A 22,377-nucleotide genomic window follows, 5' to 3' on the forward strand; every position below is an offset into this window, starting at 1 on the left:
AGGCAGGGGAGGATGAATTTTCATCGGTATCTTCTGCTTTTGTTTGTTCGTAGCCGCCGGCTAATAAGGCGCGATATAACGGCAGTTCAAACAGTTTCCGCATGACGCTTCTGGAGCGTTGTAAGTCTTCTACTGTTTCAAATAGGGGGACAACTTGAATAGTTCCTACAGCAATGGCGGGGTCAAAAAGTCTGGCTTCTTTGGCTAACAGCAACACTTCCAGCACATCGCTCACGTCGCGGCACATACTGATAATGTAAGTTTGGCAAATATTTAGACCAAATTCTTGTTGGAGCGATCGCACGACGCGAAAGGTTTCAATTACATCGTTGGTTTTTTCGGAAAATGGCAATTCTGCCGGAATTAATGGCCGACGGGTTTGCAGTTCTCCTGTGAGCCAAGCGACTCTTTGCTCCTCAGAGAGTTCGTTGTAAGGTTGAGGTAATATTTGCAGGTATTCCAGGATTTCATTCAGCGCATCGGCGTGGCGGGATGATTCTTGGCGAATATCTAGCTGTGTCAAGTTAAAACCAAAAATTTCTACTTGACAAATGAGATTTTCTAATTCTCGACAGCTTAAACCTGTTTCTGTCAAGTTGCGCTGAATCATCCGCAGTTCTGCTAAAAAATCGGCTCCGGAAAGATACAGGGGGCTATCTTGATTTTTTGGCGTTTCTCGATTGTATAAAGCTAGATTGCGATCGCGAGTATTTTCCAGCCGTTTCAGCACATAAGCTAGTTTGAGCCGATAGGGTTCTTGTCGATAACGCAGCGCCAGTGCGTCATAAACTTCGCTCAACTGGGACTGATCCAATTCTAGAGATTCCAGTAAGTCTGGTAAAACATCACTCCAGTGCATCGACACACTCAACAATTCAATCAGATTTTTCACTGACTGAATATATCTCCCGATCACCATTTTGCGCTGATAGCAAGCTGTCTTCCAGGTAATTTCGGGTGTGACTGATGGATTCCCATCCCTGTCTGAGCCTACCCAAGAACCGAAAGAGCAAAAGTTTTTACTCGGTGGTTCTAGCCAAGGAAAGGTATTGGATAGGGTATGTTTGAAACGTTTATAAAGTTGGGGAATGCCATCAAATAAAACTTCTTGGAAGTAGTGCAGGGCATAATCTACTTCATCTAGCACCGTAGGTTTGAACTGGTGCAGTTCATCTGTGCGCCACCACAGGCGAATTTCTTCGAGCAATTGTTCGCGGACATCTGCTGCTTCCCAAGCATATCCCCCGGCTGTAGTACCAAAATGGTTTTCTAAGGTATCCAGCTTTTGCAAGAGTTGTACCACCTGGCGCTGCTTATCCCGGATAGTATGGCGAACAATTTCCGTCGGGTGCGCTGTGAAAACTAAACGCACATCCAGATGTGCAATTAAACGTTGAATTTGCTGGGGTGGTACATTCAGTTTGAATAAATAGGGAAATAAAGCAGCAAAAGTCCCTTTTGGTTTGACTTGCGCTTTTTCTAGATAATTTTTTGCCAGCAATTCTGCTGCGATTCCCTTGCTAACAGGCGCATCATCTTCTCTTTGATTGGACGAGTAATTGACATTAGATGCTCTTTCTGCGTCTGTAGGCTCTGTTTCTGCTTCATAGCGACTCAATTGCTGCCGTTGTTCGTATTCCTGCTCTATGATGTTGATCAACTGAAAATATAGAGCGAAAGCACGAGCCGCACGGATTGCTTCGTTGATATTTAGTTGTTCAATTAATTTAACGGCTGAGGATGCTTGGTCATTTGTTGCTTGTCCTTCTGGTGAACATAGATCGCGCAACTGCCGCAACAAATCTACCATATTCTGACCGCATTCTTGCCGGAGAACTGACTCCCACAATTCTTCCACTACCTGGAGACGATGACGCAAAAATAATTCCGACACCGGGTATATATCCGCAGTTTGAGACGAAGAGTATAAAAGGGAACCCATATTCTCTATTCTTGTAAAGCTAATTACTGTTTACGGTTCTAGGTTTTGCACTGAATGCTCACCGGGTTGTTCCTGAGCAAATAATTATTTGGTGTATATCTTCTCATCTTGATTGATTTCGTGTTCATCTGGGAAGTCGAGGTTGGGTAGGCGATCGCCTCGAAATAATTCTTCACTGGCTTCCCCGATGGATTCTAGTGCTCTTACTGTAGTTTTTCCGGTAATGAGCAGCAGTAATATAGACGCTGTACCTATTTGTAAAAGGAAAGATTGGGGAATGCTAAAAAAATCCAAATTGGATGTGGGGTTAGTTGCGGGTTGTTGGTTGGTAGGAGGCATTGCTAATTTTTGGTTATGGGAATATGAGGCAAAAGGAGTTATGAGTCAGGAGTTAAGAGTTAGGAGTTAAGATGACTCCAACATTTAAGGGATGGAGTTGAAATGAGATAAGCTTGTTGTTTGTTTCGCCTATCAGGGGCCAGGGGCGTTACATTAGCACATTGGGACGCGAGTCCGGTTTTAAAGGACAAGTTATCAGCCAGTCATATAGAATTATTCTGACTCCTGACTCCTGACTCCTAACTCCTAACTTTTAACTCCTAACTCCTAACTTTTGAATTTTGACTCCCTATTAGTAAAATAAACGCAAAACTCAACATTAGTCAGACTTGCAACCTGTACAAGACTATCTTGGCCGATTTTGTGAGCTACGAAGGTAACAAAATTGTTAAAAAAAAACGTCAGAGTGTGATAGACCTATGGTTCTAGTTTACAAGTGCAGGCACTATCCCCCAACAATCGCTTCCTGTAAAGTTAACTGAGCATGAAAACAGTATTACCAGATCGCCAGCAATCCTTAGTGCAATGGGTAAGCCAAGCAACAGGGATCAACACTTTCGGGGTGAAAGTCCGGTTGCGGGGAAATGACCTTCATATTCTTTGTGAAGGTACAGAATGTCCGCAGCGTTGGCACACTTTGTCTGATTTGCTGCAAGCACTACAGCAAACAAACTTAGATATCCTCACAAGTAACGAACAACCCTCAATATATCAAGTATTTGTCTATGGCCGAAGAAAAGGGGAACAGCGCCCCAAATGGTGCCATCGGGTTTACTTGAATCAAATAGATAAGCATCTGGAGCAGGTGGAGCAAGCCTTGCTAGCAGATTCGGAAAAATCAAAACAATCGGGTGGAGCGTTAATTGTCTCTAACGAAAGTTTGGCACGCCAAGGGAACCCAGAAGCGATCGCTCGATATCTCAGCGAAACTCTGAGTACTTTAGGTGTATCCGTACAGGCAAAGATTAAGCTATATAAGCCAAAGAATTCTCAGCCAGAAGAAAATCGCCTGTGGATATTTTGTCAGTCGAGCTATAGCCCTGATGCATCTTTGCTTGCTGAACCAATAGCCCAAAAGTTGCGTTATCTCAAGCTTTCCGGCTACCAAGATGCAGTTATTGTTTCCCAGGTGAGCGGCGAAACTGTACATGATTGGCTGCTGCGGGTGGATTTGACACCACCAGAAGTGATGCTGAAAGAGTGGGCACGTTGGGGGGATATACAAGCGATCGCTCGATTATTAACTGAGGTACTATCAGGGTTAAAAATTGCTGTCCAAGCTTCTCTGAAAGAATCAACGCTACATATTTTTTGTACCCCAGCTTTTGATCCCCTAGGAACTGCCCCAATCCCAGACAAGGAAGTGTGCTTAAAGGCGATCTTACCCCAGCTAGAAGCGATCGCACCTCAAGGCATTCTCGCTGCCACCGTATACGGACAAAAAGCAGGCGACAAGCAACCCACTTGGATTGATTGGCTGGCTTTGCCCGCTGCAAAACATCCCGCCTTTGCCCCATCACCACTAGAGTTGGCAAATACTGGCGATGAACCAGCCATCATATTTTTACTAGAGCGCTTACTCAATCCTGACTTGGATTGGCGGCTATTGACAGGTGGAATTCGCGTACTTTTACTGAACAAAAATGATTTATTGCACATTATGTGTGATGCACCTGTTTGTCCAGGGCGGCAACAAGTAGCAAGTAAAATTACGCAGTTTATTCGCCAATTAAAAATTCCCGGTATGATGGGAGTACGTATATACGGTCGCCGCGCTGGGAATAAAGAACCTTTTTGGCATTATGGCGTTGATCTTGAACATCGCCAGCGTTTAGTGCCAGAAGCAACCCCAGAATTTGCTGCTACCTCTAAATACGTTAACGATCTTGTAACCTCTGAGACTAGTGAGCCAATTTTGCGCCCCGACTTAACAACAGAAGAAGTTCAAAATTTTGTAACCGAAGTAGCGCGAGATTGGATGACAACGGCGAATTCAACAGCGAAAAAATTCCTGTTGAAAAGCCAGTTATTTACCGAAAGCAACCAGTCAGCGGAACATAACCATGATGTTCAAGGAATTAAGATTGCTTTAGTTTGGGGAACACTGGGATTATTGCTCACCCTCCAAACTGATTGGGTATTGGGTCGAATTATTGCACGTACTAGTTTGCCAAAAGTCGCTAATGTCTCGCTTCCATCATCCTCTGAGCATAAGGCATCTTTGACATCTGGGAAAAATCAGAGTGGGGACACGACATTTTTTAGCAGCACTTCCAAGAAAAAATCTCCTCCAAATCAGAGTTCTGTATTTAATGCTTCGGAATTTACTCAAAATGATGATACCCCGACCAAGAATTTGGCAGCCGCACCACTGAAAGAAAAAGCAACCGCAACAGCTATTCTTTTAGCAGCGCGATCGCAGATGCCAAGTTTCAATGTCAGGCAGTTAGATGAACAACTAGCACTGTATAAACAGCGTTTAGCGAGAACTGGTAATCCGCCAGATGTATTAATTATCGGCTCCTCCCGCGCCCTCAGAGGAGTAGATCCAGCAGCACTTTCTAAAGCTTTAGCGACTCAGGGCTATCCAAATCTGGACGTGTTTAATTTTGGGATCAACGGTGCTACCGCACAAGTTGTAGACTTTGTGATTCGCCACGTATTAGAACCATCAGAACTGCCTAAAATAATTATCTGGGCAGATGGTGCTCGTGCTTTCAACGGTGGACGCGAGGATATTACCTTTAAATCCATCGCTGCATCAGCTGGTTATAAACAAGCATTCCAAAAAACACCAACAGATGCAAATAGCGATGATTTAGCCGAAAATGCGGTAAATTCGGGAGAGAAAAAGACAAATGAGGACGTACCGGAGATTAGTACGTATCAAGCTGTCAATGAGTCATTGAATCAAGCTCTAGCATCTGTTTCCAGTAGCTATCCAAATCGCGATCAAATAAAAAGTTTACTGCAAAAACAACTACTCATACTTGGTCATAATCAGACAGTTGCATCAGAAAGACAGCTAACAGACGGTACTTCAGATGAAAGTACTTCTCGGCAATCAGTTGACTTCGATGGCTTTCTACCTTTGTCTATTCGCTTCAATCCCGCTAGATATTATCAAAAATATTCTAGAGTTACCGGAAATTACGACAATGACTATAAATCTTTCCAAGTAGAAGGACAGCAAGATGCTGCTTTTCAAGAAGTCCTTCAGTTTGCCCAATCTCAGAAAATTTCCTTAGTGTTTGTCAATATGCCTCTGACAGGAGATTATTTAGATCCAGTGCGTAGGCAATATGAGCAAGAATTTCAGCAATATATGTTGCGTTTGGCTACTAATCCCAACTTTATTTATCGTGATTTGAGCCAACAGTGGATAAAAGTAAATGACTACTTTTCTGATCCTAGCCACCTCAACCGCTTTGGTGCATACGAAGTCTCGAAAAAGTTGGCTAATGACCCGATGATTCCTTGGCCAGTGAAGTAAAGAACTGGGGAATGGGGAATGGGGAATGGGGAATGGGGAATGGGAAGAGTAATCTACAACACCCAATGATTAATGACAAATGACCAATGACAAATGACAAATGACAAATGACTAAAAAATGAACTTTATATCAATTTTCTATGGGCTGTTCTTATTGAGTGTATTAGGAATTTACTGGTCTTTGGCACAACAGAAATTGCGATTGTGGACGCTGCTAATTGCCAGTTTGGTTTTCTATGCATCTTTGCATATTCAGTACATACCATTACTATTAGCCTTGACGTTTATTAATTTCCGTGTAGGGCTGGAGATTGGGCAAAACACATCACCAGGAAAACATTCTCTTGATTGGCAAATTTCTAATGAAGAGTGGCAATTTGCTCAAGGTGATTGGAATCGTCGCCGTCTAAAAGTTTTGTGGGTGGGTATAAGTCTAAATGTTTTACTATTATTAGGTTTTAAGTATTTTACTCCTTTATTCAAGTTTGTTTTTCATGTGCAAACAAACTCACCAGATAGCTCTTTTAAATTGATTGCACCATTAGGAATTTCCTTTTTCACCTTTGAATGCATTGCCTATTTAGTAGATGTCTATCGTGGTGCCCCTGCTAGTGATAATTTTGTCAAATTTGCCACCTACAAATTATTCTTTGCCAAACTGATTTCCGGCCCGATTACGCGCTATCACAACTTAGCAAATCAATTCAATACACTAAACTTTCCCGGTAGCGATAGAGTAGCTGAGGCGCTGTGGTTGATTGCTAGGGGCGCAGTCAAAAAAGGTATTTTTGCAGACCACCTCGGAATTTTCGTCGATTTATGTTTTGGTAATCTGCAACGGGCGGGTAGTACTGATCTCTGGTTAGCTACATTCGCCTACGGTTTGCAGTTATATCTAGATTTCAATGGCTACGTAGATATTGCCCGTGGTAGTGCTATGCTTTTCGGCTTGGTTCTACCTGAGAATTTTGACTTTCCCTACTTCAGCACCAATATTTCAGAATTTTGGCGGCGCTGGCACATGACTCTAGGAGATTGGCTGCGTAACTATGTCTACTTTCCTTTGGGTGGTTCCCGTCGGGGTTTAGTCCGTACCTGCTGGAATTTATTTATTGTGATGCTAATCGCTGGTATCTGGCACGGTGCTGCTTTGGGTTATGTAGTTTGGGGGATATTCCACGGGTTAGCCTTGGTGGTTCATCGACTTACAGATTCTATAAGCGATCGCTTTGAAAATCTAGAACATTTCTGGCAAAATCCTCTAGGTATCTTTGTCGCTTGGTTCTTGACCCAATTAATGGTTTTTACCTCTTGGATTTGGTTCCGTCTACCTAATCTTCAAGACTCTTCCTTGGTAATTCGCCATCTTTGGGGTTATCCAGCTGATGCCCAGTTTGCTCAAAAGGTCTATGTAGATGCCTTAAATATGAGTCAATACCAACTCACTTGGGTACTTCTAACTTTAGCTGCCTTCATGGCTATAGTCTATGCCTTCAACCGAATGCTGAAGTTAGAGTTTAATTGGCCTCTTAAGCTTGTCTTCGTTCCCATCTGTTTCTACGCTGTTTGGTTATTCGCTCCTGAAGGGAGTTTGCCCTACATTTACTTTGATTTTTAACAGAAACATAAGACAATTTACAACTTATTATTTCGTTACAAATCAACAGGACTTGAAATTTTTCTAACAGCTTATTTGTAAAGGAATGTAAAGACAATTAACTAGGCGATCGCATCATTGAAAGTTATAGCTAGATTGGTCTTGAAGTGGCTTACAAAGCCTCAGTCCATTGCTTTTATCTAGTAGAAAAACTTTATATTTCGATGATCTTTTTAAAGAATACTGTTACAGAATATTAAGTCAAAGATCGCGTCAAAGTAAATTCATGTAGACTGTATTTCAACAGGCAAAATCAATCTTGCTTGTTCCATATTTAACAACAAATAGCACTTATAAAACAATGACCACAACCTTACAACGGCGCTCTGGCGCTAGCGTATGGGATCGCTTTTGCGAGTGGATCACCAGCACTGACAACCGTATTTACATCGGTTGGTTTGGTGTTTTGATGATTCCTACCCTGCTAGCTGCGACCACCTGCTTCGTAATTGCCTTTATCGCTGCTCCTCCTGTGGACATCGATGGTATCCGCGAACCAGTTGCAGGTTCTTTGATCTACGGAAACAACATCATCTCTGGTGCAGTTGTTCCTTCTTCAAACGCCATCGGCTTGCACTTCTACCCAATCTGGGAAGCTGCTTCCTTAGATGAGTGGTTGTACAATGGCGGCCCTTACCAATTGGTAGTTTTCCACTTCTTGATCGGTTGCGCTGCATACCTTGGTCGTCAGTGGGAACTTTCTTACCGCTTAGGTATGCGTCCTTGGATCTGCGTAGCTTACAGCGCACCTTTGGCTTCCGCTACCGCAGTATTCTTGATCTACCCAATCGGTCAAGGTTCTTTCTCTGATGGTATGCCTTTGGGTATCTCTGGAACCTTCAACTTCATGATTGTGTTCCAAGCAGAACATAACATCTTGATGCACCCCTTCCACATGTTAGGTGTGGCTGGTGTATTCGGCGGTTCCTTGTTCTCTGCAATGCACGGTTCTCTAGTAACTTCTTCCTTGGTGCGTGAAACCACCGAAACCGAATCACAAAACTACGGTTACAAGTTCGGTCAAGAAGAAGAAACCTACAACATCGTTGCAGCCCACGGCTACTTCGGTCGTCTAATCTTCCAATACGCTTCTTTCAACAACAGCCGTTCACTGCACTTCTTCCTCGCAGCTTGGCCTGTCGTCGGTATCTGGTTCACCGCTTTGGGTATCAGCACGATGGCATTCAACCTGAACGGTTTCAACTTCAACCAATCAATCATTGACTCCCAAGGTCGCGTTATCAGCACTTGGGCAGACGTAATCAACCGCGCTAACTTGGGTATGGAAGTAATGCACGAGCGTAACGCTCACAACTTCCCACTCGATTTGGCTGCTGGTGAAATTGCACCTGTAGCAATGACCGCTCCTGCTATCAACGGTTAATACTTCAGTATTAGCTAAATAAAAAGCGCCCTCCAGAGATGGGGGCGCTTTTTTTAATGAGCAAAGCTGGTTATCGTAATAAGGACTGATTGGGCGTTAACTGGCTCTCAAAACGGCTGTAAACAATTTGGGTTGGATACCAAGAAGAAAACCAATACAAATCTTGAATAACTTTGCAAGAATTACTCCCATCTGGTAACTCAAAGTGAACCAAAGCTAAATTATTCAATCCAACGACTTCCCGCCCCTCCTGAAACCAACGAGATTTCCAAAACATCACAGGTTGTAACCATTTCCATTTGGCATTTTTGGCTCGTTTCCAGGGAGCTATCAACGAAAATATATCTGCTGTGTAGGCAGAAGTTTGAACACTATTTCGAGGTATCCACTCCAGCACACAATGCCAGTCAGAGTTAGCTAGCATCTGGCGATTATGGTGTAATTGTTTCTCGGAAATTTCTACCATATTGGGTGGATTGAGCCACCCTATCCAATGTCTCACCTTTTCTGGTAACAGCCAATCTTTCAATCGTGTATGAATAAGCCGTGTCAAAATCTCTTCATTCTTTAATGCACTAGCTGTTAACTGCACTAAGACAGACTGTAATTTGGAATGGGTACGTGCATAAGACAAGTGAGCAACAGAACTGTAGTGAATATCCCCGGATAGAATCACGACTTGTTGACGTTCCTCAAACAAGGTAGTTAAGAATTGTGCCAGCGCTCCAGTATTAATGTTCCAGGCATCTCCAACATCGGTTGAAAAAACTTTCTCCCGTTTTAAATGCCAATGGTGAATCCAATCAATCACTTGTAGTCCAAATACATTAGTGGGCGCAATCACAAATGTAGTTTGAATCTGAGTTTGTTCAGCTACTTCTTGTAAAGGTAAAAGTAGTTGTTGCTCAAAGGCTTGTGGACACAACAACATCGGCGGCGCGATCGCTTTTTGATCGGCTGGATAACCCCGCCAAGTACGCGTATCAAGCACAATTACTTCATGGCAATCGCTCCTGACTATGTAGTGCCAAGTCAGTGCTTCAGGATGTCGATCCAGAATAAATACTGGACCGTCTCGGACTAAGATAGGTAAGCCTGTGTGCGGATCTTTGGCTGGCATACCTACATAACGAGCGATCGCCTCATCAGCCTTTACATCCGTCCCTTGGGAAGCTGACCAAGCTTGTGCAGCCATCAACAGCTTTTCACCAGATTGACCTTCAGCAAATTGCCCTGGTGTGTTGCCCCACGCTTGAAATACCGTGTAGGCTAACAATGCATTTTGAACTATTCTTCGCCCTAAAGGACGCCCCAGCACTCGCAAACACCAAGCTTGGTTTAGGTTCCAGTCATCACTAACATCATGGTCATCAAAGATGGTGTACATGGGAATATTGGCAAGGGCGCGACGCACTTTCCAAAGCGTATAAATTAATTGTCGCAAATGCCATACTGCCCGATTCCAGTCCTTGATAGCGTGGCGATCGCGCATTACTTGGTGTCCTTTGGGAAATGCGATCGGCCAGCATACTGGCGACCAAGCTAGTAAATAAGTAGCGTAATACTCGCCCAGACTGAAAAGATGACTGTTAACTTTCTCAGGTTTATTATGTAGTCCTGCGGTCAAGCCTGCTTGATTTGTCGCAACTTCAGACCGCTCTCCAGGGGGTAGTTGCTGGGGAGTGCAGTATACTCCATTCACAGGAAGTTGTTCTTCCCAACCCAAGAGTGCATCACCAAGAGTACTGGCAACCCACAATGACGGTTCTGATACATCGTCGCCGTAAATTTGATCTCCGGTGAGGAACAGCTGGTGAGGGCGATGTTGGGGTTGATTAGCCGCAGCCTCAATTAAAGTGTCAAGAATTGGCAGTGCATCAAACCCATGACCATGAGGTTTACGGCAGGAAGCATGGACAATTTGTAAATCTTGCAGACAGTTAGGCGGCAAAACAAAGGTTGGTTTTTGATGATCGAAGTAGCTAATGCTGACTGTAGGAGAGGAGTTTGAGCATAATGCTTGTTGCAGAGTTTGCGGGGTTTGGTCAGCAACAGTAAACTGGAGATCGTATGCATAGATGTGACCTCCAGTTAGGCGATGTCCAACCGTAGACCGAGCCGTTATCGCAACTACATGAAGATGCTTCCCCAGAGAAAAGGTAGAGCGTTCCCCATCCAATAAGCAATTTTCTAGTGCTTTACCATCATCTGTTGTGTCATAAACTTTAAGTTCTACCTGACAAGACTGTTTCAGTGCTACCCATACCGTCACCGACTCTGGTTCAGTATGTTGGAGGATTGGCCCCGCTAAAATCAGTGGCAGTTCTTGTAAAAACTTGTCCCCAACTTGATACTTCATTGCAAACAGTTAACAAAGTGGTGGTTTTTTAGATGTGTTATTTTGCTCCTAAATTGGTAGCCCAAACTCATCTAATCACCAATCATGCATCAATTCTTATCTGTTTAACATCAGTTCATAGCTTCAAGAAGGCAGGAGGCAGTTCTTGCTGAGGGCAGAAGGCATTGATTTTCTGCTAGTCCACGCAGGTGGACTTAGCTTGTGTAGTAGCGAATTATATTCGCCCAAAACTTTTCAAACATCCTCTGAAGCGTTGCTTTAACCAACCCCATAGAACGCTGATGCTCGATTAACCAAGGAATGAGTTGCAAAAATGGGTTTTGCGATCGCCTCTAAAAAATCAATACCTAATTTTCTGATATTAGTTATTTCGACCGCACTGGATCAAATTTGACATAATATGCTATCGTGCACAATGCGGCGAGGCCGTTAACTAGCAAGAAGACTTAACTATGTTGATCCTAATCAGAGTTTTTATGCTAGTTACTACAACACTTTATCAAGCGATCGCGTGCTGGTTTGAAGATCGAAAACTGCCCCCCGGTCAAATGTTTGATGTGGGTGGATATAGTTTACATCTCTACATTGCAGGAAACACTAATCCAACAATTGTCCTAGACCACAGTTTAGGGGGAATTGAGGGCTATCTCCTAGTTGAAGAATTGGCCAAGTTAGCGCGAGTATGTATCTATGACAGAGCGGGTTATGGATGGAGCAATCACAGCCCACATCCCCGAACCAGCAATCAAATTGTGACAGAATTAGATACGCTCCTTACTCAAGCAGGAATTGAACCACCCTATATTTTGATAGGAGATTCTTTTGGTAGCTACAATGTCCGGCTGTATGCCCATCGGTTTCCTGAGAAAGTTATTGGAATGGTACTCACAGACGGACTACATGAGACTGAAATGCTCAAAATGTCTTTTCAGTTGCAAGCTTTAAAACTCTTTTTTATATCTGGCTTTGTGATGTCTATTCTCGGCTCAATACTTGGCATTATTCGATTAATGAGGATATGCAAAATATTTGAAGTGCTGAAGCCGGAATTAGGTAAATTTCCTCAGCACTTACTTAATTCAATCAAACGTTCCTTTTGCCGTCCTAAACACTGGATTACAATGAGTCGAGAGATGTTAAATCTCAGCATTAGTGGACGTGAGGTGAGAATAGCTAACCAGTTTGGTGATCTGCCTATAGTTAATATCAAAGCAAATTCTTTTTTAAAACCTTCTCTTTGGACTGTTTTTATTCCTCTGCGAAGTGCTAACCAATTGCGGAAGCAGATGCATATAGAGTTACTGAAGTTATCAACGAATTGTACTCAACTTCAAGCAAGTAAGAGCGGTCATTTTGTATGGGTAGATCAACCTGATGTAATCATAGATGCTGTAAAAATTGTTCTAAATAAAGTTGATCCTTCTCGTCCGGGTTAAGGAACATAGATGCTGAACAGGGAAATTATGAATTTTGTTTTGCATCATCCATAATTCATTTATTTTCTTTTTTCCCCAATATTAAATTTTATGGATTCAAATTCAGCATTGTGTGCAGCGATCGCAAATCACATTACCACTAGTCCCCAACAACGAATTACTTTCGCCGAATTCATGGATATGGTATTATACCACCCTGAACATGGCTACTATTCTAGCGATGCAGTCAAAATTGGCTTTGAGGGTGGTGATTTTTTCACTTCTCCTAACCTCTGCCCTGACTTTGGCGAGTTACTAGCAGAACAATTTTTCCAAATGTGGGAAATTTTAGGAAACCCTGTACCCTTTACTCTAGTAGAAATGGGAGCAGGTAAAGGATTGCTGGCATTGCATATCCTCAAATATCATCAGCTATGCTACCCAGATTTTTTTACCGCGCTGGAATACATCATTGTTGAAAAGTCGCCAGCTTTAAGAGCAGAACAGCAGCAACGCTTGCAAGATTTCCCTGTACGTTGGTGCAATTTAGAGGAGATACCACCAAATGCGATCGCAGGTTGCTTTTTTTCTAATGAATTAGTAGATGCGTTCCCCGTCCATCAATTCGTCCTAGAGAAGGGGGAACTGCGAGAAATTTATGTAACCACAGATAAGAATGAGAAAGCAAGCAATGCCCCATGTCCATTTATAGAAGTAACAGGAGAACCTTCAACCCCCCAATTAGCTGAGTATTTAGACTTAGTGGAAATGGACTTGACCCAAAGTGCATATCCAGATGGCTACCGTAGTGAAATTAATTTAGCTGCTTTAGACTGGTTGAGTATAGTAGCAGACCGCTTGCAGCGTGGCTATGTGTTAACAATTGATTATGGTTACCCCGCCAATCGTTACTATAATCCCAGGCGATCGCAAGGAACGCTACAGTGTTATTACCATCATCGTTTCCATGACAACCCTTATATTAATATTGGGCGACAAGATATCACTGCCCATGTTAACTTTACGGCTTTGGAACGCTGGGGCGAGAAGTACAATTTAAAGAATATTGGTTTTATCCAGCAGGGATTATTTTTGATGGCGTTGGGGTTAGGCGATCGCATTGCTGCCCTTTCTTATCAAAAGCAACTGCTCTCACAGTTACTACAGCGGCGGGACGCACTACACCAACTTATAGATCCCACGGGACTAGGCGGCTTTGGAGTCCTAATTCAGAGCAAAGGTCTGAAGAATACAGAAACTTCTCAGCCACTAAAAGGATTGACTCTGCCAGAGTAAACGTAAATTTGAAAAGTTAAAACTCTATTTAAGAATGCAGTATCAGTCTTATTTAGACTAGCATAACAGTGATTACTGTAAAGTTAAACACACTACCAAAGTAATAATTATGTCCACTCATGACCTGCTAATGCTAGCAACACTACTTACCCCTGGGATTTTACTTTCAGTGATAATTATGGTAACTTTTGCCGCTGGTGGTTGATTGCCAAAGTTAGGGAGTAGGAAACTGGGATTTGGGATTGTATCTTAAGTCTCAAATAACTACTTCCCAACAAATTTGAATTAAATAATAGACTTCTTGCATAAATCAAAAAAAGAACCCCACCCCGCCTTTGACTTACGTCAAAGTCTCCCCTTCCCGCACATGGGGAGGGGCTGGGGGGTGCTAAGGAACTTTTGCAAGAGGTTTCGCAATGTCCACGATGGGCTATGACGCTTAATCACTCGCTAACGCTTCTCTACGAGACGCTAAACGAACGCTATCGGTGATGCTGTATTAAAGGAACGTGAAAAATGAAGGTGGCATTTCTGGGAATTGGACTGATGGGACTACCAATGGCTCAAAGGTTATTAGCCGCAGATATACAGCTAGTTGCCTACAATCGTACCCCAGAAAAATTAGCACCACTACAAGCCGCTGGGGCTGAAATTGTCACACATCCCCGCCACGCCATTCGTGCTGCTGAGTGCATAATCCTCATGCTAACTAATGCCCCGGCTATTTATAATGTGTTGCTTTCAGATACTTCTTGGCAAACTTTGGAAGGACGCACAATCATCCAAATGGGGACAATTACTCCCACAGAAAGCCAGGAAATTAGAGATGCAGTTGTTGGGGGTGGTGGTGAGTATTTAGAAGCACCTGTATTAGGGAGTATCCCAGAAGCAAAAGCTGGCAAGTTGAGTGTTATGGTAGGTGCCGAGCCAGAACAATATCAACGCCATTTAAAGTTACTCCAAAATTTTGGGACAGAACCTTTACTTATAGGGCCAGTGGGATCTGCGGCGGCGCTCAAGTTGGCACTAAATCAACTAATAGCTTCTCTAACAACTAGCTTTGCTCTGAGTCTAGCTTTTATCCAGCGTCAGGGTGTCGATGTGGATGTATTTATGCAAATATTGCGCGACAGTCCACTCTACGCACCTACCTTTGACAAAAAGCTACAACGGATGTTGGATGGCAATTATGCTGATCCCAATTTCCCCACAAAACACTTGCTTAAAGATACAGAATTGTTTATCTCAGAAGCTAAATCTCGGAGTTTGGATCTTAGCAGTATTAAAGGTGTGCGGGAAATTTTGCAAACAGCCGTGAAAATGTCATTTGCTGATGATGATTACTCATCACTATTTTCTGTAATTAAAGAATGGGGAGAAGGAATCGGGGAATAAAGAGTTTAAGCTCATCCCACGCCTAGATTTCGCAGGTATTGGGGAGCCAAGTCCAAGTGCGTTGGGCTAATTTCCTGACTTCTTTCTTTGTGCGTAAGCATCTCTGACAGGAAAAGGAACTGCCTTCAACTGCCGTCAAGTGGCGTTTGAGGAACGAAGCCCAACAAATACCTTGGTATTTGTTGGGCTTCGCTGATTCTCAAGACAATCACTACAATTTTTCTTAACCCAAGTGTATTGCGCTCCTTGAAAATGAGAAATTAAAACTTTTTAAAATATAGATGGTCACTGACCATTAGTAGTTGTTGATTGAGGAAATGGTAAAGATTCAGGCTGAGGCTGAACTTCCGGTTGAGGCTGAGGTTCTGGTTGAGGGTTGAGAAATTCCTGCCAAATCCTAATTTGCTCTTGCGCTGCACTATAAGCAGCACTACCTCGTGGAACCGATTTTGCAATGCCGATGCCTCTAGCAATATCAGACTGACCTTGAGAGCGTGCTATTTCTAACAATTGCTGACTCCATTGGTCAATAGCCAGATTTGCATCCATACGTAAGATGCTATTGTTTGAAACTCGATCTGCCAGTCGTATTGCTTCAACCAAAGCTTCTGGCGTCCCAGCCGCGCCCACCTCTTGAGCTTTTCTCCAGTTTTCTCTAGTGCGGATTTGGCCTTCCCAGTCATTTATCGCAGCTTGTGCTTCTCCAGCAAGTGCCCTTCCCGACGAGGCAATTTGTTGAGCTGCGCTAATGGCGGCGGTGAGATTTCCACTCTGAGCCAGTTCTTGTGCTTGATCTAAGTAAGGCTGGTCTTGAATTCGCTGAATTTTTCCTACCCAAGTACGAATTTTTTTCCGTGCTTCTGGATATAATGCACGACCTCTACGAATTTCGCTAGCTTGAGCGATCGCAGCTTGTAAGGAATTGATATCGTCGAATATGGCTATCTGTTCGGCGCGTTCTAAGTAAGGTTGGTCTTCAATTGTCTCCACTTGGGCACGCCAGCGACCTATTTCTTGTCTAGCTTCTGTGCCCCTGGGATTATTCACAGGAATCAACTGTACTTGAGCGATCGCTGCTGTTAAATTATTCACTGTTCCCTGGCTAGCCAATATTCTCGCTTTTTCCAGATGGGCAACATCTTCAATTTCCAGTTGCCAACGAGCAATTAGTTGCTGTGCTTCGTTATACACTGGTCTGGAAGGATCAATTTGTTGTGCTTGAGCGATCGCTGCCTCTAAACCAGAAACGTTACCGATCCAAGCACTCCTTTTCGCGTCAGCTATGGCGATAAAGTCATCTGTTTCGCCCTGTAGTTTCGTAATCTCTGGAATTTGTCTAGCAATATTCAGTGCTTCATCGGCATCCTGCTTGTCTAGTTTTGCCCGTGCTAACTCCAGCATTTGGCGTCCAAATGCGGGAATTGCTTCCTGAGCTTTTTGGTAAAGGTAACTTTCCTGACCAATGGACTCGGCTAACTTGATAGCTTCTAATAAATTATCAACAACTTGGCTTTTTGCTAAACTTTCAGCTTTTCCTAACTTATCCCCATCTTCCCGTGCTGTGGCAATTAGACGATTTAATTGGTCGTATTTAGTACTCGCCCAGTATTGATTGTCTACGCGCAGCATTTTGGCGGACAACATGAATGCCGATTGCCAGCGCCGTTCCTTTACTTCAGCGATCGCACTGTTGTATGTTTCTTCTGCCTTTGACCAAATTGACTGCCATTTGCCAATTTGCTCATCGACTAACTTATAAGCTGCCACATCTTCGGGTATTTTCTGAGCTGTTGCGATCGCTTCCTCTAAATTCCCAGTTTGGAAACTTTGATCGGCTAGCTTCAAAATATCCCGCGACCATTCTTCGATGAAACGATCAATTTCTCCATGCAACGGGTGAGTTGGTGGTAGTTGCTTCACCAGAGCGATCGCTTGCAATAGGTCGTTCACTGTCTGCTTAGAAGCCGCCAACTGAGCGCAGTGTAGCCGCACAGAAGCACTAGCTAGGGGCCAAAAAATCGAGGGACAATTCGGGGCAGTTGGCAACTTTAGCAGCATTGCCATTGCCAAGAATGCGACACTGCCGGGAATCAAAGTTAGCAGTGCTAGCCACAATACCCAGCTTTTCATCCATCGTGGCAATTTCCCAGAAGTATTACTGAGTTGGGCAGTTTCTTCTGAATGACTATTTATAGGTAATCCTTCCCTATGGTTTTTTTTTCGCCGTTTCACTGACTTGGAGGTAGAACCAGTAGCAGGGACATCAAATGGTTGAGTTTCACCGAATTGTTCTGTTCGGGATAATCTTTTGTTTTGATCTGGCTCTCTTCCACTGGCTGAAGACCAACTGTCTGGAATATCCCGCTCTGTCATCTCTCACACCAAAATAATTGAATAGCGCTCTGTTTTAGGTCGATAATTCCATTGATGTCATAGTAACTTTCTGATCATTAAAAAGCTACTTTTTTTCAGGCTCTCTCCCCACAGATACCATTAGCGGTCTAAAAAAATAGTGCTGTTTTATACTTTATCCTGAAACGGTAGATTCAGCTTGCAAATCGGCAATTAGTTGAGCTAACTGATCGCTACTTGCCTGGTAGACGTTGCCGCAAAACTCGCAAGTTGCTTCAGCACCATCATCTTTAATAATCATATCTTGCAGTTCGGCTTCTCCCAAAATCTTCAGTGCCCCCAAAACGCGATCGAAAGAACAACCACAGTGGAAGCGCAGCATTTGCCGTTCGGGAAAAATTACCAGCCCCATGTCTCCCAACAAGTCGCCAAAAATTTCAGGTAAGGTTTTCCCCGCTTGCAACAATGGCGTAAATCCTGCTAAACCAGCAACCCGCGATTCCAACGTTTCTACTAGGGCTTCGTCTCTGGCAGCTTTGGGCAATACTTGTACTAGTAATCCTCCAGCCGCAGTTACTCCCCCTGCTCCCACGAACACACCTAAAACTAAAGCTGAAGGTGTTTGTTCGGAATTCACCAGATAATGAGCTACATCATCGCCAATTTCGCCAGAAACTAGTTCTACTGTACTAGAGTAAGGATAACCATAACCGATATCCCGCACAACATAGAGATAGCCATCACCTACCGCACCACCAACATCTAGCTTACCTTTGGCATTGGGAGGCAATTCTACAGATGGATTCCCAACATATCCGCGTACCGTGCCATCTAAACCTGCATCTACCAATATGCCACCTAAAGGCCCATCGCCCTTAACCCGGACATTGACCCTTGATCCAGTTCGCTTCATACTAGAAGCCATTAACAAGCCCGCCGCCATAGTCCGACCCAGTGCTGCCGTTGCCACATAAGAAAGCTTGTGGCGTCCTCGCGCTTCTTCTGTTAAACGTGTGGTGATCACACCTATGGCACGAATTCCACCTTCGGCTGCTGTTGCACGAATTAACTGATCCGCCATGAATAACCTTACATTTCTTAACAAGTTCACTTTTTCTATTCTAAGTTCTCTGCTGGTAGAAAAGTAACTTTAGTAGGGTTCTACGTAAATAAACGGCTGTTATTGGTCGTTGGTCATTAGTTATTTGCAAAGGACATAGACGCGCCAGGGGCTTCCCGCAGAGTAGGACTAATGACTAATGACAAAGACTATTTGCAATATTAGAAATAGCGATGTCTCATCTTTAGGTAATCCTAGAAAAATGCTGGGTAATTTTCAACAAAGTCAACTACGGATCGAAATCGAAGCATCAACAGATGCAATTCGTGACAGTCTGCTGCATCCGGTGCAATTAGAAAAATGGCTCTTAGGGCAACGTTTTGCGCCAGGAATGCCAGAAGAACTACTTCCCGGATTCCAGTTTACAACCTGGACTGGGCCAGTTGCGATTCATCATCAGGTGGATGTTGCCAAATCCAACTGTCTCCGCTTGGTACTCAGTGGAGGGATTGATGGGTTCCATGAATGGTACTGGGGAGAAGGTTGGGTACAGTCCCGCTTGGAAGGAGTTTCAATTTTGCCCTTGAATTTGGGTCAAACGCTGAGTTTGTTAAGCTTGCGTCAGTTTCTCGCAACTCAAGAACGTTAAATCGATTGAACGTAGAAGGGGGATTTTCCTTGTCCCTTAGGACTAGCTCTTTCAAGGTGACTAGAAAAATCTCTTTTTTCTCTCTGTGTCTCTGTGGTTTAAAAGTAATTTATCTAACCACAGAGACGCAGTTAACACAGACTCGCATAGGTTAAAATGCTTAAATTATTTTTAATTGTAGGCTGTTAACACTTGTTGAACTGTTAATTCTAAATGCGGAAAAGTTTGAGATTGAATACGATCACGACCAAAAAACTCTACTGGTTCGTATAATTCTTCAATCAATGTAAAAACAGTCACTTTGTTCGTTAATGGATCGACAATCCAATACTCTGGAATATTTAAAACGTTATACTCAACTCGCTTGGCTCGGTAATCTACAATCTTTGTTGACTCACTGACGACTTCCACCACTAATAAGGGGGGTGGTTCGTTGAGTTCAATAACTGCCTCTCGGTTTCTCAACTCTCGCCATTGAGGTAACGGAATCACAACTACATCTGGAATCCTTGATGTATCCCATCTGCCAGCACGGGGAGAACGAACACCAATAACCATTTGTTTAGAAGTCCAATCCCACTTTAGTCGGAGAATTTCTCCTCGGAAACAAACATTGAGAAATTCTGTTATCGCGCCATGTTGCCCACTTCCCAGACTCATGGGAATTAGTTCTCCATTGACCAATTCATAGCGCGTATCAGTGCCATCATCATATTTCAGGTATTCTTCAAAGGTTAGTTTTGGGGTGGTTATAGTCATTGCTTCCCCTTGCAAGTTTTTACCTTGGTTTTACAACTAATACTGAACAATTAGCCTCTTCTGCAACTTGACTGCTGACAGAACCCTGAACAATTCGCTTCATCCCCATCAATCCCCGACTGCCAATTATGATCAAGTCAGTTTTGTAAATATTGGCAAGGCGAATAATTTCTTCAGCAGGATCACCAGTTACTAATTCTAAATCGCTTGTGACTGATAACTTTTCCTGATAGGATTGCAGTTGTTTTTCAATATGAAAATAAGAAAATGTTGGGGACTCTGGCTGAGGGCGATCAGCGGGTAGTTCCATCTCTGACTCTGGCGTAGGAAACACATGGCAAAGAATAACCTTGGCGTCTTTTGAAAACGCCAAATTATCTAAAGTCTGAATTACTCGTTCTGAAATTTCCGAACCGTCTAGAGCTACCAAAACACTATTTAGCACCGCTCTTGTCTCCTAAAGAGTAGACCCCTTACATAAGTATCTAGCAAAATCCGCCGGCAGCGACACTAAACCAATTTTTTATTTGCCAATTTGGATAGAGAACTTTCTGTCGTCAACTCACGCGCAATTCATCTCACGCTCCCCTAACGGATGAGATGTGAGATGAATTGCTGTTTCAGCTAAACTTTTAGTTTGAAGCTAGTGAGTTACTTTTACCAACAGTACAAGAAAAAATTAACCATTCCAAATCACTCTTCTTGCTGAATTCGGCGTCGTACTGAATCAGCATGAGAAGGTAAACCCTCTGCTGTTGCTAGCACATCAATTGCACCAGCCACATTTTGCAGTGCGGTTTGGGAGTATTGAATAATACTGGAGTGTTTTAAGAAAGTTTCAACCCCCAATGCCGAAGCATAGCGGGCAGCACCAGAAGTTGGCAAGGTATGATTAGGGCCTGCCAAATAGTCTCCTACGGCTTCTGGTGTTGAGTAACCCAAGAAGATTGCCCCAGCGTGGCGAATCTGTGGTAATAGTGCCCAAGGGTCTTTGACTTCTAATTCCAGGTGTTCGGGAGCAAATTCATTTGAGAGTTCTGCTGCTGCTTCGAGCGATTCCACAACGATAATCAAGCCGTAGTGAGCGATCGCTTTTTCTGTGTCTATTCGCCGTGGGTGATCCACTAACTGTCTTTCCAAGGCTACTTGCACGTTCTTCGCTAAAGCTGCATCTGTCGTCAGCAAAATCGCTGCCGCCATTGGATCGTGTTCGGCTTGGGCCAACAAGTCAGCAGCTACATGCACTGGATTTGCGGTTTCATCGGCAATCACCAGCACTTCGCTGGGGCCTGCCAAAGAATCAATCCCAACTGTGCCGTAGACAAGTTTTTTCGCTAGGGTGACATAAATGTTACCAGGCCCAGTAATTACATTCACTTTTGGAATGGTTTCAGTGCCATAGGCTAAAGCGGCGATCGCTTGTGCGCCCCCAATGCGATAAATTTCTTGCACCCCTGCTTCTTGGGCAGCTACTAAGACTGCGGGATTAATTGCACCCCCTGGGCCTGGTGGTGTCACCATCACCACGTGGGGTACAGCAGCAACACGAGCCGGAATTGCATTCATCAGCACAGTACTGGGATAGGCGGCACGGCCACCAGGCACATACAACCCGGCTCGGTCTACGGGAGTGTAGCGTTTGCCCAGCACTACTTCATCGTCGCCAAAGTGTACCCAGCTTTTCGGTACTCGCTGACGATGAAACGCTTCAATTTGGCGGCAAGCTAGCCGAATTGCATCAAGCAATTCCTTTGACACCTGTTGATAGGCTGCATCCAATTCCGAGCCTGTAACTCGGAGTTCGTCTGCTTTCAGGGTTTGTTTGTCAAATTCGGCAGTATAATGCAATACAGCTTTATCGCCTTGGCGCTTCACTGCTTGCAAAACTTCTCGTACCGTTGCTTCTTTGTGAAGCACCTGTTCGTCATGGGTGCGATCGCAGATCCGTTGCAGTTCTGCTCTGACGTCTGCCTGCTGAGTAATGATTCGCAGCATGGAGTAAGGACAATGCCAAAATTATAATATTGCCACCTGAGACTTAGTATTGCTCTTGACCCACTGGGGTATGCAAGCTGACTCTAATTCTCTTCTCTAGCTTAACCTGGATTTTTTTGATACTCTCAAGGCTGCCAGCATATAATTTGCTTGAGAAGGCGACCTAATTGCTCAGTCCGACAAGCCTTAGTAGGCTAGTGGCAGGAAGCAGGTGTGCCATTCCCCACTACCCTTACGCCCTTACCTTCACTCCTTGCGAAGTGTCGGTGGTGTGTTTTCACA

The 22,377-nt window shown here is 43.8% G+C and carries 15 protein-coding genes; 7 read left to right on the forward strand and 8 right to left on the reverse strand.

Features of this window, described 5'->3' with window-relative positions; genetic code table 11:
* A partial coding sequence (locus tag RRG12_RS26315; RefSeq protein WP_420761209.1) for a phosphoenolpyruvate carboxylase occupies positions 1-1,942 on the reverse strand: 1,942 nt, incomplete at its 3' end.
* 84 nt (positions 1,943-2,026) lie between these two features.
* Positions 2,027-2,281 carry a hypothetical protein gene (locus tag RRG12_RS26320; protein WP_420761205.1) on the reverse strand — a complete coding sequence of 85 codons (255 nt, stop codon included), beginning with the start codon at positions 2,279-2,281 and terminating at the stop codon, positions 2,027-2,029.
* A gap of 484 nt (positions 2,282-2,765) precedes the next feature.
* On the opposite strand from RRG12_RS26320, the gene RRG12_RS26325 reads away from it, so the two are divergent.
* From RRG12_RS26325 to psbA, 3 genes are all read left to right on the forward strand, one after another.
* The gene (locus RRG12_RS26325; protein ID WP_420761210.1) at positions 2,766-5,774 is read left to right on the forward strand and encodes a DUF1574 domain-containing protein; all 3,009 of its coding nucleotides are present in this window, start codon (positions 2,766-2,768) and stop codon (positions 5,772-5,774) included.
* Between the two features lie 118 nt (positions 5,775-5,892).
* On the forward strand, positions 5,893-7,392 hold the full coding sequence (locus RRG12_RS26330; protein WP_420761211.1) for an MBOAT family O-acyltransferase: 1,500 nt from the start codon (positions 5,893-5,895) through the stop codon (positions 7,390-7,392).
* A gap of 340 nt (positions 7,393-7,732) precedes the next feature.
* A complete protein-coding gene (gene psbA / locus RRG12_RS26335) occupies positions 7,733-8,815 on the forward strand; it encodes a photosystem II q(b) protein (RefSeq protein ID WP_069072082.1) in 1,083 nt (360 codons plus the stop codon).
* A gap of 70 nt (positions 8,816-8,885) precedes the next feature.
* On the opposite strand, the gene RRG12_RS26340 is transcribed toward psbA, so the two are convergent.
* On the reverse strand, positions 8,886-11,174 hold the full coding sequence (locus RRG12_RS26340) for a PhoD-like phosphatase (protein ID WP_420761212.1): 2,289 nt from the start codon (positions 11,172-11,174) through the stop codon (positions 8,886-8,888).
* A 476-nt stretch (positions 11,175-11,650) separates the two neighbouring features.
* Here RRG12_RS26340 and RRG12_RS26345 point away from each other — a divergent pair, with 476 nt between their 5' ends.
* The 3 genes from RRG12_RS26345 (at position 11,651) to RRG12_RS26355 (ending at position 15,280) form a co-directional block, all read left to right on the forward strand.
* Positions 11,651-12,610 (forward strand): alpha/beta fold hydrolase, encoded by a 960-nt coding sequence (locus RRG12_RS26345; protein ID WP_420761213.1) that lies wholly within the window; start codon positions 11,651-11,653, stop codon positions 12,608-12,610.
* A 90-nt stretch (positions 12,611-12,700) separates the two neighbouring features.
* Entirely contained in the window at positions 12,701-13,885 is a 1,185-nt protein-coding gene (locus RRG12_RS26350; RefSeq protein WP_420761214.1) for a class I SAM-dependent methyltransferase, read from the forward strand.
* A gap of 516 nt (positions 13,886-14,401) precedes the next feature.
* Positions 14,402-15,280 (forward strand): NAD(P)-dependent oxidoreductase, encoded by an 879-nt coding sequence (locus tag RRG12_RS26355; RefSeq protein ID WP_420761215.1) that lies wholly within the window; start codon positions 14,402-14,404, stop codon positions 15,278-15,280.
* A 285-nt stretch (positions 15,281-15,565) separates the two neighbouring features.
* Here RRG12_RS26355 and RRG12_RS26360 read toward each other — a convergent pair whose 3' ends face one another.
* Together RRG12_RS26360 and hslO are read right to left on the reverse strand one after the other, a co-directional pair.
* Positions 15,566-17,653, reverse strand: coding sequence for a chromosome segregation ATPase (locus RRG12_RS26360; RefSeq protein ID WP_420761216.1), 2,088 nt, complete (start codon positions 17,651-17,653; stop codon positions 15,566-15,568).
* 154 nt (positions 17,654-17,807) lie between these two features.
* On the reverse strand, positions 17,808-18,713 hold the full coding sequence (hslO, locus tag RRG12_RS26365) for an Hsp33 family molecular chaperone HslO (protein ID WP_069072045.1): 906 nt from the start codon (positions 18,711-18,713) through the stop codon (positions 17,808-17,810).
* A 241-nt stretch (positions 18,714-18,954) separates the two neighbouring features.
* Here hslO and RRG12_RS26370 point away from each other — a divergent pair, with 241 nt between their 5' ends.
* A complete protein-coding gene (locus tag RRG12_RS26370) occupies positions 18,955-19,341 on the forward strand; it encodes a hypothetical protein (RefSeq protein ID WP_069072046.1) in 387 nt (128 codons plus the stop codon).
* 171 nt (positions 19,342-19,512) lie between these two features.
* Here the strand turns inward: RRG12_RS26370 and RRG12_RS26375 are convergent, their stop codons facing one another.
* The 3 genes from RRG12_RS26375 to hisD form a co-directional block, all read right to left on the reverse strand.
* Positions 19,513-20,100 carry a Uma2 family endonuclease gene (locus tag RRG12_RS26375; protein WP_420761217.1) on the reverse strand — a complete coding sequence of 196 codons (588 nt, stop codon included), beginning with the start codon at positions 20,098-20,100 and terminating at the stop codon, positions 19,513-19,515.
* 19 nt (positions 20,101-20,119) lie between these two features.
* Positions 20,120-20,545 carry a universal stress protein gene (locus tag RRG12_RS26380; RefSeq protein ID WP_069072048.1) on the reverse strand — a complete coding sequence of 142 codons (426 nt, stop codon included), beginning with the start codon at positions 20,543-20,545 and terminating at the stop codon, positions 20,120-20,122.
* A 248-nt stretch (positions 20,546-20,793) separates the two neighbouring features.
* Positions 20,794-22,095: a histidinol dehydrogenase gene (hisD, locus tag RRG12_RS26385; RefSeq protein ID WP_420761218.1), complete on the reverse strand. Its 1,302-nt coding sequence runs from the start codon at positions 22,093-22,095 to the stop codon at positions 20,794-20,796.
* Between the last annotated feature and the right edge of the window lie 282 nt (positions 22,096-22,377).

Source organism: Nostoc sp. CALU 546, from assembly GCF_048836525.1.

Excerpts from the sequence above, each read along its gene's own strand:
- RRG12_RS26320 (WP_420761205.1), bottom strand. The coding sequence starts at position 2,281 with ATGCCTCCTACCAACCAACAACCCGCAACTAACCCCACATCCAATTTG.
- RRG12_RS26325 (WP_420761210.1), top strand. The coding sequence starts at position 2,766 with ATGAAAACAGTATTACCAGATCGCCAGCAATCCTTAGTGCAATGGGTA.
- RRG12_RS26330 (WP_420761211.1), top strand. The coding sequence starts at position 5,893 with ATGAACTTTATATCAATTTTCTATGGGCTGTTCTTATTGAGTGTATTA.
- psbA (WP_069072082.1), top strand. The coding sequence starts at position 7,733 with ATGACCACAACCTTACAACGGCGCTCTGGCGCTAGCGTATGGGATCGC.
- RRG12_RS26340 (WP_420761212.1), bottom strand. The coding sequence starts at position 11,174 with ATGAAGTATCAAGTTGGGGACAAGTTTTTACAAGAACTGCCACTGATT.
- RRG12_RS26345 (WP_420761213.1), top strand. The coding sequence starts at position 11,651 with ATGCTAGTTACTACAACACTTTATCAAGCGATCGCGTGCTGGTTTGAA.
- RRG12_RS26350 (WP_420761214.1), top strand. The coding sequence starts at position 12,701 with ATGGATTCAAATTCAGCATTGTGTGCAGCGATCGCAAATCACATTACC.
- RRG12_RS26355 (WP_420761215.1), top strand. The coding sequence starts at position 14,402 with ATGAAGGTGGCATTTCTGGGAATTGGACTGATGGGACTACCAATGGCT.
- RRG12_RS26360 (WP_420761216.1), bottom strand. The coding sequence starts at position 17,653 with ATGACAGAGCGGGATATTCCAGACAGTTGGTCTTCAGCCAGTGGAAGA.
- hslO (WP_069072045.1), bottom strand. The coding sequence starts at position 18,713 with ATGGCGGATCAGTTAATTCGTGCAACAGCAGCCGAAGGTGGAATTCGT.
- RRG12_RS26370 (WP_069072046.1), top strand. The coding sequence starts at position 18,955 with ATGCTGGGTAATTTTCAACAAAGTCAACTACGGATCGAAATCGAAGCA.
- RRG12_RS26375 (WP_420761217.1), bottom strand. The coding sequence starts at position 20,100 with ATGACTATAACCACCCCAAAACTAACCTTTGAAGAATACCTGAAATAT.
- hisD (WP_420761218.1), bottom strand. The coding sequence starts at position 22,095 with ATGCTGCGAATCATTACTCAGCAGGCAGACGTCAGAGCAGAACTGCAA.